This is a genomic window from Acinetobacter sp. YH12201 (assembly GCF_013418145.1).
GTDB lineage: Bacteria > Pseudomonadota > Gammaproteobacteria > Pseudomonadales > Moraxellaceae > Acinetobacter.
Window position 1 is genome coordinate 1 of the sequence record NZ_VPCP01000073.1, and the last position, 15,486, is coordinate 15,486.

Annotated in this window: 13 protein-coding genes and 1 pseudogene; 6 read left to right on the plus strand and 8 right to left on the minus strand. The window is 41.8% G+C overall.

Annotation, left to right across the window (positions count from 1 at the left end; translation table 11 throughout):
• Positions 1-260 precede the first annotated feature (260 nt).
• The 4 genes from FTU91_RS12935 to FTU91_RS12950 all read right to left on the minus strand — a co-directional run bounded on the left by FTU91_RS12935 (position 261) and on the right by FTU91_RS12950 (position 3,820).
• Complete coding sequence (locus FTU91_RS12935; protein WP_180082375.1) at positions 261-1,643, minus strand: transposase; 1,383 nt, start codon at positions 1,641-1,643, stop codon at positions 261-263.
• 4 nt (positions 1,644-1,647) lie between these two features.
• Positions 1,648-2,247 (minus strand): IS607 family transposase, encoded by a 600-nt coding sequence (locus FTU91_RS12940; protein WP_180082377.1) that lies wholly within the window; start codon positions 2,245-2,247, stop codon positions 1,648-1,650.
• The gene (locus FTU91_RS12945; RefSeq protein ID WP_094069339.1) at positions 2,247-2,888 is read right to left on the minus strand and encodes a hypothetical protein; all 642 of its coding nucleotides are present in this window, start codon (positions 2,886-2,888) and stop codon (positions 2,247-2,249) included. The genes FTU91_RS12940 and FTU91_RS12945 overlap by 1 nt, the downstream gene beginning before the upstream one ends.
• A gap of 236 nt (positions 2,889-3,124) precedes the next feature.
• Positions 3,125-3,820, minus strand: coding sequence for a TIGR04219 family outer membrane beta-barrel protein (locus FTU91_RS12950; protein ID WP_180082379.1), 696 nt, complete (start codon positions 3,818-3,820; stop codon positions 3,125-3,127).
• 616 nt (positions 3,821-4,436) lie between these two features.
• Here FTU91_RS12950 and FTU91_RS12955 point away from each other — a divergent pair.
• From FTU91_RS12955 to FTU91_RS12970, 4 genes are all read left to right on the plus strand, one after another.
• Complete coding sequence (locus tag FTU91_RS12955) at positions 4,437-5,915, plus strand: sodium-dependent transporter (protein WP_086197762.1); 1,479 nt, start codon at positions 4,437-4,439, stop codon at positions 5,913-5,915.
• Between the two features lie 10 nt (positions 5,916-5,925).
• Entirely contained in the window at positions 5,926-6,069 is a 144-nt protein-coding gene (locus tag FTU91_RS12960) for a methionine/alanine import family NSS transporter small subunit (RefSeq protein WP_086197760.1), read from the plus strand.
• Between the two features lie 216 nt (positions 6,070-6,285).
• Positions 6,286-6,591, plus strand: coding sequence for an IS630 transposase-related protein (locus FTU91_RS12965; protein WP_180082381.1), 306 nt, complete (start codon positions 6,286-6,288; stop codon positions 6,589-6,591).
• Between the two features lie 44 nt (positions 6,592-6,635).
• A complete protein-coding gene (locus FTU91_RS12970) occupies positions 6,636-7,124 on the plus strand; it encodes an IS630 family transposase (RefSeq protein WP_180082389.1) in 489 nt (162 codons plus the stop codon).
• 57 nt (positions 7,125-7,181) lie between these two features.
• Here the strand turns inward: FTU91_RS12970 and rsmB are convergent, their stop codons facing one another.
• Together rsmB and fmt are read right to left on the minus strand one after the other, a co-directional pair.
• Entirely contained in the window at positions 7,182-8,489 is a 1,308-nt protein-coding gene (rsmB, locus tag FTU91_RS12975; protein ID WP_180082383.1) for a 16S rRNA (cytosine(967)-C(5))-methyltransferase RsmB, read from the minus strand.
• Positions 8,489-9,448: a methionyl-tRNA formyltransferase gene (gene fmt, locus FTU91_RS12980; protein WP_180082385.1), complete on the minus strand. Its 960-nt coding sequence runs from the start codon at positions 9,446-9,448 to the stop codon at positions 8,489-8,491. Before fmt ends, rsmB begins: the two co-directional genes overlap by 1 nt.
• A 383-nt stretch (positions 9,449-9,831) precedes the next feature.
• On the opposite strand from fmt, the gene ilvD (FTU91_RS12985) reads away from it, so the two are divergent.
• Positions 9,832-11,661, plus strand: coding sequence for a dihydroxy-acid dehydratase (ilvD, locus tag FTU91_RS12985; protein WP_180082387.1), 1,830 nt, complete (start codon positions 9,832-9,834; stop codon positions 11,659-11,661).
• Positions 11,662-12,073: 412 nt separating this feature from the next.
• A complete protein-coding gene (gene ilvD / locus FTU91_RS12990; RefSeq protein WP_086197811.1) occupies positions 12,074-13,759 on the plus strand; it encodes a dihydroxy-acid dehydratase in 1,686 nt (561 codons plus the stop codon).
• Positions 13,760-13,900: 141 nt separating this feature from the next.
• Here ilvD (FTU91_RS12990) and FTU91_RS12995 read toward each other — a convergent pair.
• Together FTU91_RS12995 and FTU91_RS13000 are read right to left on the minus strand one after the other, a co-directional pair.
• A pseudogene (locus tag FTU91_RS12995) lies at positions 13,901-14,020 on the minus strand (helix-turn-helix domain-containing protein); the annotation flags it as partial.
• A gap of 316 nt (positions 14,021-14,336) precedes the next feature.
• The gene (locus tag FTU91_RS13000; protein WP_320159619.1) at positions 14,337-15,452 is read right to left on the minus strand and encodes a transposase; all 1,116 of its coding nucleotides are present in this window, start codon (positions 15,450-15,452) and stop codon (positions 14,337-14,339) included.
• Positions 15,453-15,486 lie beyond the last annotated feature (34 nt).

The following is a 15,486-nucleotide window of genomic DNA, read 5'->3' on the forward strand; positions in this document are numbered from 1 at the left end:
ATCCCTTCCCGAACTCAGAAGTGAAACCTCTTAGCGCTGATGGTAGTGTGGGATTACCCATGTGAGAGTAAGTCATCGCCAGCTCATTATTCCTTAAAAAGCCCCCTCAAACGAGGGGGCTTTTTTTATGCCTAGAATTAACGAAATTTAAAAACCAAGAATAAAAAATGCTATATATGCAGACATAAAAAAGCCCCGACAGACAGGATGTCGAGGCTTTTTCGTATGGGTTAAACATATCACTGTTCCTTAAAATGTAGTCAAACATAGTCAAGGACTAATTCGCACTCTGTTAATGTCTTGTCGCCAAGCGTGTAACTAGAGCCTAAGTCGGTCAGTTCCGACTTGTAGCGGTCAGTCCGTTCTTGCAATATGCGCTTTACGGTTTTGTAAGGCGTATAACGACTAATCTCAGTGTCATTTAATCTTGCAAGTACGTTTCTCGCACCATTCCAATCAGCTTGCACAACCTCCCCATTAAAACGGTGAAAGCGATCTCCTTTACGTGTGCCAATTAGCAGCCCATGTAAAAAAGAATCACATTGCGAAGTATATGCAGCATTAACTAGATGTACCGTAGAACCTCTACGGTGAGATACAGATGTTAGGGCATCAGCTAACAAGCCTTTAACCCATGTATTTAAGCGTCTATTGGTATTTTTACCATAGTTGCGTTTACTTTGAATTGGAGAAGTTAAATCCTCCGCAACAATCAATTTCGCTTTATCAACGAGCTTATGAGTTGCTGTAAAAATAAGTGTTTTTAACTTGGATTTTTGAGCGTCTTGTCGTCTATCCAATTTCTTACGACCCAAGTTATTTAGCTCAATTTGGGCTTTTTTATGAGGTTTATTTTTAGCGATTGCTCTGAGCTTGTTTCTGTTCTTGTATTTTTGATTCAAGTAGTCAGATTCACTTGAAATTAGCTTACCCAAACCTTGACCATACACTTCACCATCAGAATCAACAAAGGCTTCTGAATAACCCTTATCAACACCGATAGTTGCTTGACCGCAATCTTGAGATTCAACGGCATCATAGGTTGAATGAACCTCAATATTGCCGTTTTTAAGAATGATTCTGAGTGTGCCTATTGGTGCAAATTCCATTGTTGTATTCAATGGAATTTTAATCGTTTGGCGAGAAACTAGGCTTGGTACTTTGAGCCAACATTGACCGTTTAACTCAAATGTCTTACACATATCAGCACGTACAATGATTTGATTGTACGTGTGATTTACACCATGCCTAAAGTGTTTACGCATTTGACGATGCAGGAAATTATCTTCCTGCCATTCGTCTTTTTTAAGCAAGGTATAAAGTCTTTTTAGCTCTTTGTCGCAAGTCGTTCTTTTGCGAATCGCTTGTTTTACTTTCTCTTTTGAAGCCTCACGAAAGGCTTTAATATCACCCATGCAGTCACGTAAGGTTTCTTTCCAGGCATTTGCTGAAACACCGAAGTTACGACCTTCTTTCATCCACGCATCACGAATGGTTCTGTCGCTAATACTTAACCCTGCAATAGCACCATATCTCGCCCAAACTTCACTACGAACATGACCAAGTAATACAGCTTGTTTCTCAAGTTGCTTGTACTTTTCCTTGTTCAAGTTTCTACAGTGATGAATGCGTGTTAGCTTCAAAGAGTTATTCCTTACTACTCACTAATTCTTTAACCTTATCTTTGTATTTTCTCAATCCATACAGGCGTGAAGAAAAACAATGAATAATTGCTAATAAATCTTGGGTTACTTCTTCTGTTGGGGAGAGAGATTCTTGATTCATGATAATAATTTTACAACCATGTCTATCAGCAAAGGACTCAAACCATTCAAAACCAAACCGCACCAAGCGATCCTTGTGAGCAAGGATCAGCATTGAAACTTTACCCATTTCAATATCCAAGAAAAGCTTGTTGAATTTTTTCCGGTTGTAATTTAAACCACTACCAATTTCAGACACCCACTCATCAATCGCATACCCATTGGCTGTGCAAAAAGTTTCTAGCGCTGAAACTTGGTTTGCTAAATCAGGTTTTTGAGCTGCGCTCGATACCCTTGAATATACAATTACTGATGATTTATCTTCCGTAGCTTTTATCCCAATATATTCAAGATATTGGTCATGTGTGTAATACCTACGGTTTTTGGGATTTCGACACGCAACCAAAGTACCTTCAGTATCCCATCGCTGTAGTGTTTTAACTGATTTTCCAATCATTTCACCAAATTTAGCAGGAGAGTACATTATTCAATCTCCGCTAATTTTTTAAAGTCTTCTAGGCTATAGTCCTTAAATACCGCTTCATCACCATATATTGGCGCATCATTCACTTCATCCCAACCACACAGAGAGCAAGCATAGGGTTCTTGCTCAACACCCAACTGATTAAATCTAAATAAAATATTTTCACAAACATCATGAAGTTCTGAATCTTTATTATAATCAACCACTTCATGAAAAATTAATTCACTGATATTTTCAGCATTTTTTTTATATTTATCGGGCACTTCTAGTCCATATAGTGCAATTAACTCATCTAGTTTTTTTGAACATGCATCACCAAAAAGCTCTTGAAGCTTGTCTGAATATTCCTCACAAGCCATGCCATGCCCTGAAACAAAAGTGCATTTTGATACACCTGTATTTGCATTAATAAATTCCGCATAGGTTCGGCACTCATCAGCAAGCAATTTATTGGTAGCTTCGGGGTGGGAAGAGCAGTCATATCCAACATCAACATAATAATGGTCATAAAAAGTATTTTTTGACCATTCAGCATATACCCAAGATGCAAACTCTTTAACAAAGCCATCTTTGTTTTCAGGGGATACAAAATTAGCAAGGTCTTGTTCGATGCGTTTAAGCTCGGTTACTAGATTATTCATAATTAAAAAAACTATCAAATATATCCCAATATTAGATTGTTTATATATATTTGTCTATATTTTTTATTTATAGTAATTTACTCTTGATCTATTTAGCATCCTGCTGTTTTGTACTTTTATTCTTGTTGTTTTAGAAACATCCTGTTTCGGTATGGGTTAACTATAATTTGAACGCTGCCGCATGCCTAGCCTTCATTTTCTGTAGTCCATGTACGCGAAAGCCTACAAGTATGGCTTTAAAAATGTGCTTCTATGCCCAGATAAGGGCCTTTAAATTTAAGTTTGGTTTCTGCATTTGAACCTTCTTCCAGCTGAATGTCTAAAATGCGATACCCAACTCTGGCACCTACGTCGACTAAGAGGTTATCGATGAAGTTATATTTGAGTTCTGCTTGAGCATCGCTAATTTGTTCATCATTCAGTGCAGCAAAACTGGCTTCAACTCTTGCACTTAAGCCAGTAAAGGGCAGGTTTACCCCGGCCTGGGCATAAAGCATCGGTAGCGTACTACTGACATCTAATGTGTCGGTATAGTTTTGCAGAATATCTCCGCTTAGACGTTTAGCTCCAAAGCCGACATCTGCATCGACAATATTGTCCAGTATTTCGTAATAGAGAATGAAATCTGTATAAGTGAGGTCGACTTGATGGCTTTTTATTACACCTTCAAAACTTTGATCGCTGTCAGCCTGTAAATGACTATGCTTAATTTTTGCATTGGGTAAAAATGGCACCGGATGTTCTACTGCAACCGAGAATGACAGCGCATGATCATCTTCAAGTTGTGTTTGTGGAAGCGAAGATGCCGGTTGAGTTACATCGGTGCTGTAGTGCCAGTAATCAATATTGCCTTTAACTGCAATAACATCGGCTTGGGTGGAGCTGAATGCGCCCAGTCCTATGGCTAAGCAAAGAATTTTAAGTGATTGCATAAAAATCCTGAAGTGATGTGAACTGTTATTTTTGGAAAATCTTTTTGTGGCTTAAATGCAGCAGATACAGACTTAAACTCAGCGCATCATATAGTGAATGATAAAAAATTGCATTGTTGTTGTTTCTCAAAATTACAGGAAATTTATCTCTCATCTTTAGCATACGAGTTGAAAAAGCCATGCGGCATTTAATTTTTAAATCGTTATTCCAGAACCATAAATAAGTAGATTGAAGCATCTTAAGATAACTTCAGGTTTTTATATGTAATTTATGTATTCCCAAAAGTTTATTATTCAATAATAAAGAGAGATTAAAAATAAGCCGATTAAATGAGCATTCAAACTCAACAGATTATAAAAATGAAATGTTTGGTAAATAAATTACAGAAAATTTTTATAAAAGTGAGTATTGTTAAGTTCATATAAAGGATGAGTATTGATCAACATTTTTAAGCAAAATTTGATCCTTACTGATCTGTTTGCAATTTAGAATACTGCACCCAAAAGGTGACCTCTAAATCAGACACAAGAATTATTTTTGAATGGTACTTTTTTTGCTTGCGATATAAACCCGATAACAAGCAGCAACTGAAGATACCGAAGGTTTAGGTGTTGTATGACAGATTCTCGTGAAAACTGGACCTCACGATCGGGCTTTATTATTGCCGCTATCGGATCGGCGGTCGGTTTAGGTAATATTTGGCGCTTTCCATACGTTGCCTATGAAAATGGCGGTGGTGCGTTTCTTATCCCTTATTTGATTGCTTTAATTACTGCGGGTTTACCGCTGTTATTTCTGGACTATGCGGTCGGGCATCGTAGCAGTGGCTCGCCTCCGAAAGCATACCGTAAATTGTTCCGGGGAGGCGAAACCCTGGGATGGTGGCAAGTCAGTGTCTGTATCATTATTGGCTTGTATTATGCCAGTGTTTTAACTTGGGCAGGCAGTTATGTTTATTTCTCGATTGGTCAAATGTGGGGCAGCGACCCGGAAGGGTTCTTCTTTAAAACCTATTTGCAGACTTCAGAGGCAACAGGTTTTGATCCCCGTTTTGTCAGTCATATTTTCTGGCCCCTAGCCGGAATTTGGGTACTGACCTTAATCATTTTATATGGTGGGGTGAAAAAGGGTGTGGAACTTTCCAACAAGATTTTCATGCCGTTACTGTTTGTTTTATTTACCCTGTTAGTGATTCAATCCCTACGTTTGCCGGGTGCAGTGGAAGGTTTGAATGCCTTCTTTACCCCGAACTGGGCAGCCATGATGGACTATAAAGTATGGCTGGCGGCGTATGGCCATACCTTCTTCTCATTATCCGTCGGTTTCGGGATCATGGTGACCTATGCGTCTTACCTGAAGCCGAAAACCAATTTAACTGGTTCAGGTTTAATTGTGGGCTTTGCCAATGCATCAACTGAGATTCTGGCCGGTATTGGTATTTTTTCCGCATTGGGTTTCATGGCGTATAGCTCGAACAGCAATGTACAGGATGTGGTGAGTGGTGGTATCGGGCTGGCCTTTATTGCCTTCCCTAAAATCATTTCCAGCCTGGGTGCTGGTGCGGATTTATTTGGTATCCTGTTTTTTACCTCATTGTTTGTTGCTGGTATTTCATCGATGGTCAGTATTTTGGAAGTTCCAATTTCTGCCATGATGGACAAGCTGAAATGGGGCCGTAAGAAAGCGGTTACTATTGTTGGTGGCGGTAGTGCTTTGGTTTCTATCGTTTTATTCTCCAGTGTCAATTCGATTAAACTGGTGGATATCATTGACCATTTCATCAATAACATCGGTATTATTGGTGGTGCATTAATTTCAATTATCAGCATTGCCTGGTTTAAGCGTTCAGCTTTGCTTGAGATCCGGAATCACGTTAATGCCATTTCAACCGTGCATTTAGGCAAAGGCTGGGATTTTACCCTAACGGTCATTACCTCGTTGATTTTATTGATTACATTGGCCATGACCATTTATAACTTGTTATTAAAAGGCTATGGTGACTATAGTATCAGTATGCAGTGGCTGTTTGGCTGGGGCTGTGTGATTTTCTGTGCTGTGGTGGCGTTTGTTTTAGCCAGAATGAAAGATCGCTAGGAGAATAAACATGAATACTTCAGCAATTGTCATGATGATTATCTCGATGCTGTTTTTATGGGGCGGATTGGTGTTATCTATTCTACACTTGATGAAACATCCGGAAGAACTGGATGAGGTGCTGGAAGAAGTGAAAGACCAACATACGCTTTAAATCCCTAAATACTTCAGTTCATACTGTTGCAAAAGAAAGCCATTATCATTGATGATAATGGCTTTCTTGTTTCTTGAATACTTATGTCTTGAATGGAGCATGCTGTTGCCCAACCTTGTGCTACCGCAAGTCTGGATCGCATTTGCAGTGATCTTTCTGGCAGCATGGCATACCTCAATATAGCTAAGTTCTCAAATATTTAATACACTATAAGACATGGGATATTCAAAAGATTTTAAAGATAAAGTCATAGAAATTATGGCAAGAGATCAACTGTCAGTACGTAAAGCTGCTCAGCATTTTGGAGTATGCACGCGTACGATACAACTATGGAAAAAATCGACCGAGAACAGACCTATTCCCGGTCGTCCAGCTAAAATCAGCAAAGAGCAAATATTGAAGGATGTTGAACAATATCCTGATGATTACATTAGTGAACGGGCAGAACGTTTTGGTGTCAGTACTCATGCTGTATTTAATGCGTTACATACCGCAGGAATATCACGTAAAAAAAGACGTTAAAGCACCCTAAAGCAGATCAAAATCAACGCTGGCAATTTCAAAATTTGATTGAGTGTTTAGAACAACAATTACCGCTGGTGTATATCGATGAAAGTGGTTTTCAAAGTGAAAGCACGCGATTGCATAGTTATAGCCCTCAAGGAATGAGGGCTGAAGCTGAATTTAACTGGCAGTTAAAAAATTGTAGCAATGCGATCGGTGCATTAATCGAAAATAGATTGCTTACAGTTGGAGTATTTGATTGTTCAGTTAACACCGAGGTATTTGAATGCTGGATTGAACAGGATTTATTGCCCAAGCTGAAAGAAACCAGTGTTTTAATTATGGATAATGCGACCTTTCATAAAGGGAAAAGGCTTCAGGAGTTGGTACGTTGTGCAGGCCATTACATTGTGTGGCTTCCTAAATATAGTCCGGACTTAAATCCTATTGAAAAAATGTGGTCACGAGTAAAGTCGATTAGAAATAAATTTCGAATCAAAGACATTGATGAATTATTCAAAAAACATTGTGATAGTTTATTTAGTATTTAGCTATAAAAAAAAGGTGGCTTAAAAGCCACCTTTTTGATTTGTATTGCCGTTATGTAGTTAAGCTATTTTCTGGATACGGCAATAGAAGAAGCCATCACCTTGACCTGCTTTCGGTAACAGCTGACGACCATGAATTTGTTCAATGCCCCAGTCGGCTTCAATTTTGATTTCTTTGGCATCTGGATGGTTGGCGAAGAACTCGACCATTTGCTGTTCATTTTCTGCTTTTAAAATCGAGCAGGTGATGTAAAGCAAGGTGCCACCAACCTTCAGTTGCTGCCACATGTTGTCCAAAATCTGTTTTTGCAGTTGGACTGTTTTGGCAATATCAGTTGATTGACGCAGTAAACGGATGTCTGGATGACGGCGCATCACCCCAATCGCTGAACACGGTGCATCTAAAACAATGCAATCAGCCGGTTCAGGTGCCGTCCAGGTTACGGCATCTGCGCTGACAATTTCGACATGTTTGCCATCGAGAACCAAACGCTCCAGGTTTTCAGAAACACGTTTTAAGCGCTTTTCATCCTGATCAAGGGCAATCAGTTTTTTCGGCTGATATTTCTCTAAAATGTGCGCAGTTTTACCGCCTGGTGCCGCGCAGGCATCAATCACGATTTTGCCATTCAAGTTCGGCAATAAAGTAGCGCACAGCTGGGCATGTTCATCCTGTACCGAGAAACCGCCAGCTTCAAAACCCGGCAGACTTGGAATGTGCAGGCTTTCGTCCATGACAATGCCGACTTCGGAAATTTCGCAGCGATGTGCATCGATGCCTTCATCTTCAAGAATGTCGAGATATTCGTCACGGCTGACCTGACGGGTGTTAACGCGTAAAGTCAGGGGTGCAACCTGTTTCAGCTCATAGCTGAGTTCAGCAAATTGATCGCCCCAGTCTTTTTTCAGACGTTTAGACAACCAGCTTGGTAAATTCGTCGCTTGTTCAAGCACGTCATAGAACTGCTCAGATTCACGGGTGGCACGACGTAAAATCGCATTCACTACGCCACTTAAACTTTCCATCCCCAATTGTTTGGTCGCTTCAACGGTTTCAGAAATCGCGGCATGTGCAGCCACTCGGGTGCACAGCAATTGATATAAACCAAGGTACAAACAAGTTTCAACCACTTGATTGTCCAGTGGTTTAGAGAGTAATGGTAAAGTCAGTTGTTTCAATGCATGCCATTGACGTAAACAACCCAGTACCAATTCATGGAACAAAGCATGGTCTTTGTCTGACACGATGTTCATTTGCTGCGCCAGCACAGATTGCAGCGATTGACCATTTTGGACAGCCAATAACGTCTTCACCACCTGAGCACGTAAATTAAGGTTTTTGGCTGAGGCGTTGGGAGATTGCTTCATTATAAAATTTGTCCAATAGTCAGTTTTTGGGTTTGTAAAATTTGTACAGGGTTAAGCGGTTTAGCGCCCGGCCATTGTAAAGCAGTCAGTGTGATGACCGTGTTATTTGCACAGGCAACATGAACGCCATCTTTATCAATGGCAATGATTTCACCCGGTTGAGCATTTTCCGCAGTAGTATGAGATAACTTGGAATTCCACACCCGCAAGTTGTTTTTCTCGTCGAGTACGATAAATGCCACAGGCCACGGGTTAAAGGCGCGGATATTACGGTCAATCTGTATGGCATCCGTAGACCAATCAATTTCTGCTTCGGCTTTGGAAAGCTTGTGAGCATACACAGTCAATGCTTCGTCTTGCACTTCACGGGTCGCCAGGTAGTGTTGCAGTTTTTCTTCCGACGCTAAAACAGCTGCAATGGCACTTGCACCCTGTTCAGCCAGTTTGTCATGCAACGTTGCAGAAGTGTCGCTTGCTTCAATAGGACAGATGGTTTTAAACATCATGTCACCGGTGTCCAGACCCGCCGCCATTTTCATGATGGTCACGCCAGTTTCAGTATCGCCTGTGGCAATGGCACGCTGAATCGGCGCTGCACCACGCCAGCGTGGCAACAGTGAACCATGGATGTTGAGACAGCCATATTTAGGTGTATCGAGTACCACTTGCGGCAGAATCAAGCCATAAGCGGCCACCACCATTACGTCGGCATTTAAAGCGGCTAATTCTGCCTGTGCGGCCAAGCCTTCTTCAGTCGAAGATTTAAAATGAAGCGGCTGGTAGACCGGAACATTATTGGCTAAAGCCAGCTGCTTTACAGCAGAAGCCGTGAGTTTTTGTCCTCGTCCAGCTTTGCGGTCCGGTTGAGTATAGACCGCAACAATGTCATGTTCGGTTTTAAGCAGTGCAGCCAATGCAGTGGCTGCAAATTCTGGTGTACCCGCAAAGATGATTTTCACACAAAAGCTTCCAAATAAACGTGATGTCTATTATAAGGCAAAAGCATTTATTCACCTAAATTGCGTCTGAATACAGACCGAAGAAGCCTATTTTTATAAAAAAAACTTATGCAAAATTTAAAAATTATTCATGAAAGTTTTGCATTGTCTGGCTGGGGATGGCGGTATAGTAGATTTCAGTTAAAGATTTTTGTCGTCAAATCACGAAGTTCAATTTATAGACCCATCTACCCATATCTAAGATGAAAATGCCATCTTGAAAAACAATGGCTTGGTGTATGATAGGTTGGAAATTCGACTGATTTCATGCTCTCGATCTGTAAGATTTCGCCAGAGTGAATGAGCTCATTCAACTCAAGCACAAACTTTGTTGGAATAACACAATGCCTGACTATCGTTCAAAAACATCGACACACGGAAGAAACATGGCGGGTGCGCGTGGCTTATGGCGCGCAACTGGGATGAAAGATGAAGACTTTGGCAAGCCAATTATTGCCGTCGTCAACTCATTCACACAATTTGTTCCAGGTCACGTTCATTTAAAAGACCTTGGTCAACTCGTGGCTCGTCAAATTGAAGCATCAGGTGGTGTGGCCAAAGAATTCAACACCATAGCCGTCGATGACGGTATTGCGATGGGTCATGATGGCATGCTGTATTCACTGCCTTCACGTGACCTGATTGCCGACTCGGTGGAATACATGGTCAGTGCGCACTGTGCCGATGCCATGGTGTGTATTTCCAACTGTGACAAAATCACCCCGGGGATGCTGATGGCAGCGATGCGCCTGAATATTCCAGTGGTATTCGTATCTGGTGGTCCGATGGAAGCGGGTAAAGTGAAAATCCGCGGCAACGACAAAGCTATTGACCTGATTGATGCCATGATTGTTGCGGCAGATGACAACTATACCGACGAAGAAGTGGCTGAATACGAACGTTCTGCATGCCCAACCTGTGGTTCATGTTCAGGCATGTTCACTGCCAACTCAATGAACTGCTTAACCGAAGCATTGGGTCTGTCTCTTCCAGGTAATGGTTCAACTTTAGCAACCCACGCCAATCGTAAAAAACTGTTTGAACGTGCAGGCTCGTTAATTGTTGAATTGGCTAAACGCCACTATGAACAGGACGATTACAGCGTTTTACCACGTTCAATGGTCACCAAAGCATCGTATGAAAATGCCATGACGCTGGACATCGCCATGGGTGGTTCAACCAATACCGTACTGCACTTGTTGGCTGCTGCAAACGAAGCAGGTGTTGATTTCACCATGGATGACATCGACCGCTTATCTCGTAAAGTGCCAGTACTGTGTAAAGTTGCGCCTGCGAAAAATGATGTGCATATGGAAGATGTACATCGTGCCGGCGGTATTATGTCGATCCTAGGTGAACTGGATCGTGCTGGCTTACTGGATACTTCAGTGGGTACTGTCCACGAAGCAACCCTTAAAGATGCTTTGGACAAATGGGACATCATCCGGACTGAAAATGAAGAGGTTTACCAATTCTTTAAATCGGCACCGGGCGGCGTACCAACACAAACTGCTTTCTCACAAGACCGTTACTATTCGCGTTTAGATGGTGACCGTGAAAATGGCGTGATTCGCAATGCAGCACATGCATTCTCGAAAGACGGTGGTTTGGCCGTGCTTTACGGCAACATCGCACTGGATGGCTGTATCGTCAAAACTGCCGGCGTTGATGATTCAATTTTGAAATTCAACGGTACTGCCCGCGTATTTGAAAGCCAGGATTCTGCGGTAGAGGCGATCTTGGGTAATGAAATTAAAGCCGGTGACGTAGTCGTGATTCGTTACGAAGGTCCACGTGGTGGTCCGGGTATGCAGGAAATGCTGTACCCAACCAGTTACCTGAAATCGAAAGGTTTAGGTAAAGAATGTGCCTTGCTGACTGACGGCCGTTTCTCGGGTGGTTCATCAGGTTTGTCGATTGGTCACGTTTCACCTGAAGCGGCTGAAGGCGGTGCCATTGGTCTGGTTGAAGATGGTGATTTAATCGAAATCGATATTCCAAATCGTACCATCAACCTGGCTGTGGATGAAGCCACCATGGCAGCTCGCCGTGAAGCGCAAGAAGCCAAAGGCTGGCATCCGGTGGAAGAGCGTCCACGTAAAATTTCTAAAGCACTAAAAGCGTATGCCATGCATACCACCAGTGCGGCAAAAGGTGCGGTACGTGAAATCTAAGCTTTAGATTCTTACTGATAAAAAGCACTCCAGATGGGGTGCTTTTTTATTATTAGTATCAAAACATAGAAGTTCAGAAAAATGTTGATATGTGGAATGCGACAGGATTTCGCACGTTTGTCCGTATGGCAGGGATGCCATATCGGGCAAACAAAGGGATTTTGTTTACTTTTGGCCCATCAAAAGTAAAGTTTGCCTACACAATGAAAAGTAGATAATACACATAATTGGAGGCTGTACGAAATCAACAGTTATTGGATTTGATCTGGCCTTGCAGACCTACTTTTTGTGAATATCAAATGTCAGAAAATAGTTAATTGCTGTATTGCACTGTTTTATTTCTATAGAATAAATGCAGAATAATTTGCCAAAGACTGAAGCTGAAAATCAGTCATCGCCAAGGAAGAAACCAATGAGTAAAGATAATATCCGTGAGCATTCAGCTCCTGTCTATGAAGGCATTGAAAATGCGCCGGCACGTTCCATGATGCGCGCTACCGGTTTTAAAGATGCAGACTTTAGCCGTCCTTTTATTGGCATTGCCTCAACCTGGGCCAATGTCACGCCTTGTAATATGCATATCGATGGCTTGGCGCGTGAAGTGGAAAGAGGCGTGAATGCCGCAAATGGCAAGGGGATTATCTTCAATACCATTACCATTTCTGACGGGATCTCAAACGGTACGGAAGGCATGAAATACTCACTGGTCTCCCGTGAAATTATTGCCGATTCAATTGAAGCGGTGGTGGGTTGTCAAGCTTATGATGGCGTGATTGCAATTGGTGGCTGTGACAAGAATATGCCAGGCTGTATCATGGGGCTGGCGCGTTTAAACCGTCCGGGTTTGTTTATTTACGGTGGGACGATTAAACCGGGTGCCGGCCATACCGACATGATTTCAGTTTTTGAAGCGGTAGGTCAGCATGCCAAAGGTGAAATTAACGAAATTCAAGTGAAACAGATTGAAGAGGTTGCATTGCCGGGACCAGGTTCGTGTGGGGGCATGTATACAGCCAACTCGATGGCTTCCGCAATTGAAGCCTTAGGCATGAGTTTACCGGGTTCATCGGCGCAGGAAGCAGTTTCAGAAGAGAAAAAAATTGACTGTCTGCGTGCGGGCGAAGCGGTGATGAACCTGCTACGTCTGGACATTAAACCGCGTGACATCATGACCAAGGCAGCATTTGAAAATGCCATTAAAGTGCTGATCGCTCTGGGCGGTTCAACCAATGGTGTCTTACATTTATTGGCTATGGCGCATACCGCAGGGGTGGAACTGACTCTGGACGATTTCGTGCGGATTGGTAAGGACATTCCTGTAGTGGCGGATGTGCGTCCATCAGGCAAATATCTGATGTCGGAACTGATTGCGATTGGTGGCATTCAGCCTTTAATGAAGCGCATGCTGAATGCCGGCATGCTGGATGGTTCTTGCTTGACCGTAACCGGTAAAACCTTGGCGGAAAATCTGGCTGATGTTGAAGACTATCCGGAAGAGCAACAAATTATCTTACCCTTTGATGCACCGATCAAAAAAGACTCTCATCTGGTGGTGTTAAAAGGTAACTTGTCACCAACCGGTGCCGTAGCAAAAATTACCGGTAAAGAAGGTCTGTATTTTGAAGGTCCGGCACGCGTGTTCGAAGGCGAAATTGGCGCCATGCGCGGCATCTTGGATGGTGAAGTGCAGGAAGGCGAAGTGGTGGTGATTCGTGGCGAAGGGCCGAAAGGCGGACCCGGCATGCCGGAAATGCTGAAACCGACCTCGGCCATTATTGGTAAGGGCTTAGGAAAATCTGTGGCGCTACTCACCGATGGCCGTTTTTCAGGTGGAAGCCATGGCTTTGTGATAGGTCATGTCACTCCGGAGGCCTATGAAGGCGGGCCGATTGGTCTGGTGAAAAATGGCGATAAAATTTCCATTAATGCCGAAACCCGTGAAATGACGCTGCATATTTCCGATGTAGAACTGGCAGAGCGTAAAGCGGCTTGGGTCAAGCCGGAGCCGAATTATCGCTATGGAGCTTTGGCGAAGTTTGCCAAATTGACCACAGGTGCTGAAAAAGGGGCAGTGACCGATCTAAATTTAGATGTTTGACTATTCCCACCACTTTAGACTAGCTCCTTGCGAAACTCGTTTCTCAGGGATTTTAAAAGCAAAAGCTCTTAGGTGACTTCCTCACGGATTTCACTTGCTTTCTGCTTCGTAGCGAATAAATTCATCTTTAGCGAACATTTAAAATGATTTAGCGAGAATTTGATTCCACACAAAACTAGCAGAACCTATTGCTTGGTTAAGCAATATTTCCTGTTCTTGGCTAGGCAAAAGCCTGAATTTATATTGTTGTGAAATCCTCATTAAAGCATTGTTTAAAAAAGAATTAAAATGTTTCTATTGTATTAAAAATAAGCAATAAAAATATTAGATTTTTTATGGCTTACGCCACTCGCTTATATTCCCCACCTGGCTGTCGGTGGGGGTCTTACGCTCAATTAAGATAATTGATCATTACCTAACAAATTGTTATAAACCGTTATTTAAAACCTACTCAAACCTACTTATGTCGATTTGATGTTTAATTCCTACTTTGCCATCAAGAACCAAAAGCATTTGCTCTTGGGATTACCTCAATTCCATAGGCTGTCACGGTGTAACTCACCGCCTTAATCACCACCTAAGCAGCAATTAAATCCTTATCCGCATGGTTTAAGATATTAATTGCTGCATTAATATCTCGATTTTGCTCAGTGTGACAAATAGAACACTTCCACTCACGAATTGAAAGTGTGAGAGATTGATTTAATTCGCCACAACAAGAGCACATTTTACTACTTGGGAAGAATCGACCAACGGACAATACAGATTTACCGTGCTGTTTCGCTTTATAAACCAATTGTCTTTTAAACTCACAGAAACCCATATCAGATATGGCTCTTGCGAGTTTTCGATTCTTCACCATGCCTTTAACATTTAAATCTTCGATAGCGATCACATCAAAACGTGTAACCAAATCGGTTGTGACCTGATGAAGATTATTTTTACGAAGGCAGGCTATTTTGTAGTGCAAGCGAGAAAGCTTGGTTTTTGCTTTTTCTCGATTTTGACTACCTTTTTTCTTTCGACTAAAAGATTTATTGAGTCGTCTTAGTTTTGCAATTTGTCTTTTAAGTGGTGCTGATGATGGAATGATCTCTCCATTTGAGAGGGTGGCAAGACTAGAAACCCCTAAATCCACACCAATAGACAAGCCTGTTTTGGGTTTGAGTTTTTCAATTTGAGACAACTCAACAGCAATTGACACAAACCATTTACCACCATGCTTAAGCACTTTGGCTGACAAGATTTTACCTTTGTAGCGTAAAGCCTCCGTCATCTTAACCCAACCCAAATTGGGGATTTTAATAGATTGATTATCTACGCTGAATTGATCATTTGATAATGAAAAGCGGTCATCTTTGCCTTTTTTTCTTGGCTTAGGGTATTTGCTTTGACCACTAAAAAACCGATCAAAAGCATTGCCTAGTTGCTTAATAGCAAGCTGTGGTGAACATTTAGTAACTTTTTTCATGAAAGGGTATTTTTCATATTTAAAAGAATTTAAATGCTTTCTTAGTTTTGCTTCTTTTGGTTTGTTTAGTAAATTCTTATCAACCTCAACGCCATAGTATTTACACTGATCTCGATATTCCTTGTCGGCTTTATCTTCATCGAGCGTAAGACCCCCACCGACAGTCAGGTGGGGGATATAAGCGAGTGGCGATAGCCATAAAAAATCAAATATCGCCTTTATTACAGTGCTTTATTTTGCTATAATTCACCCATAT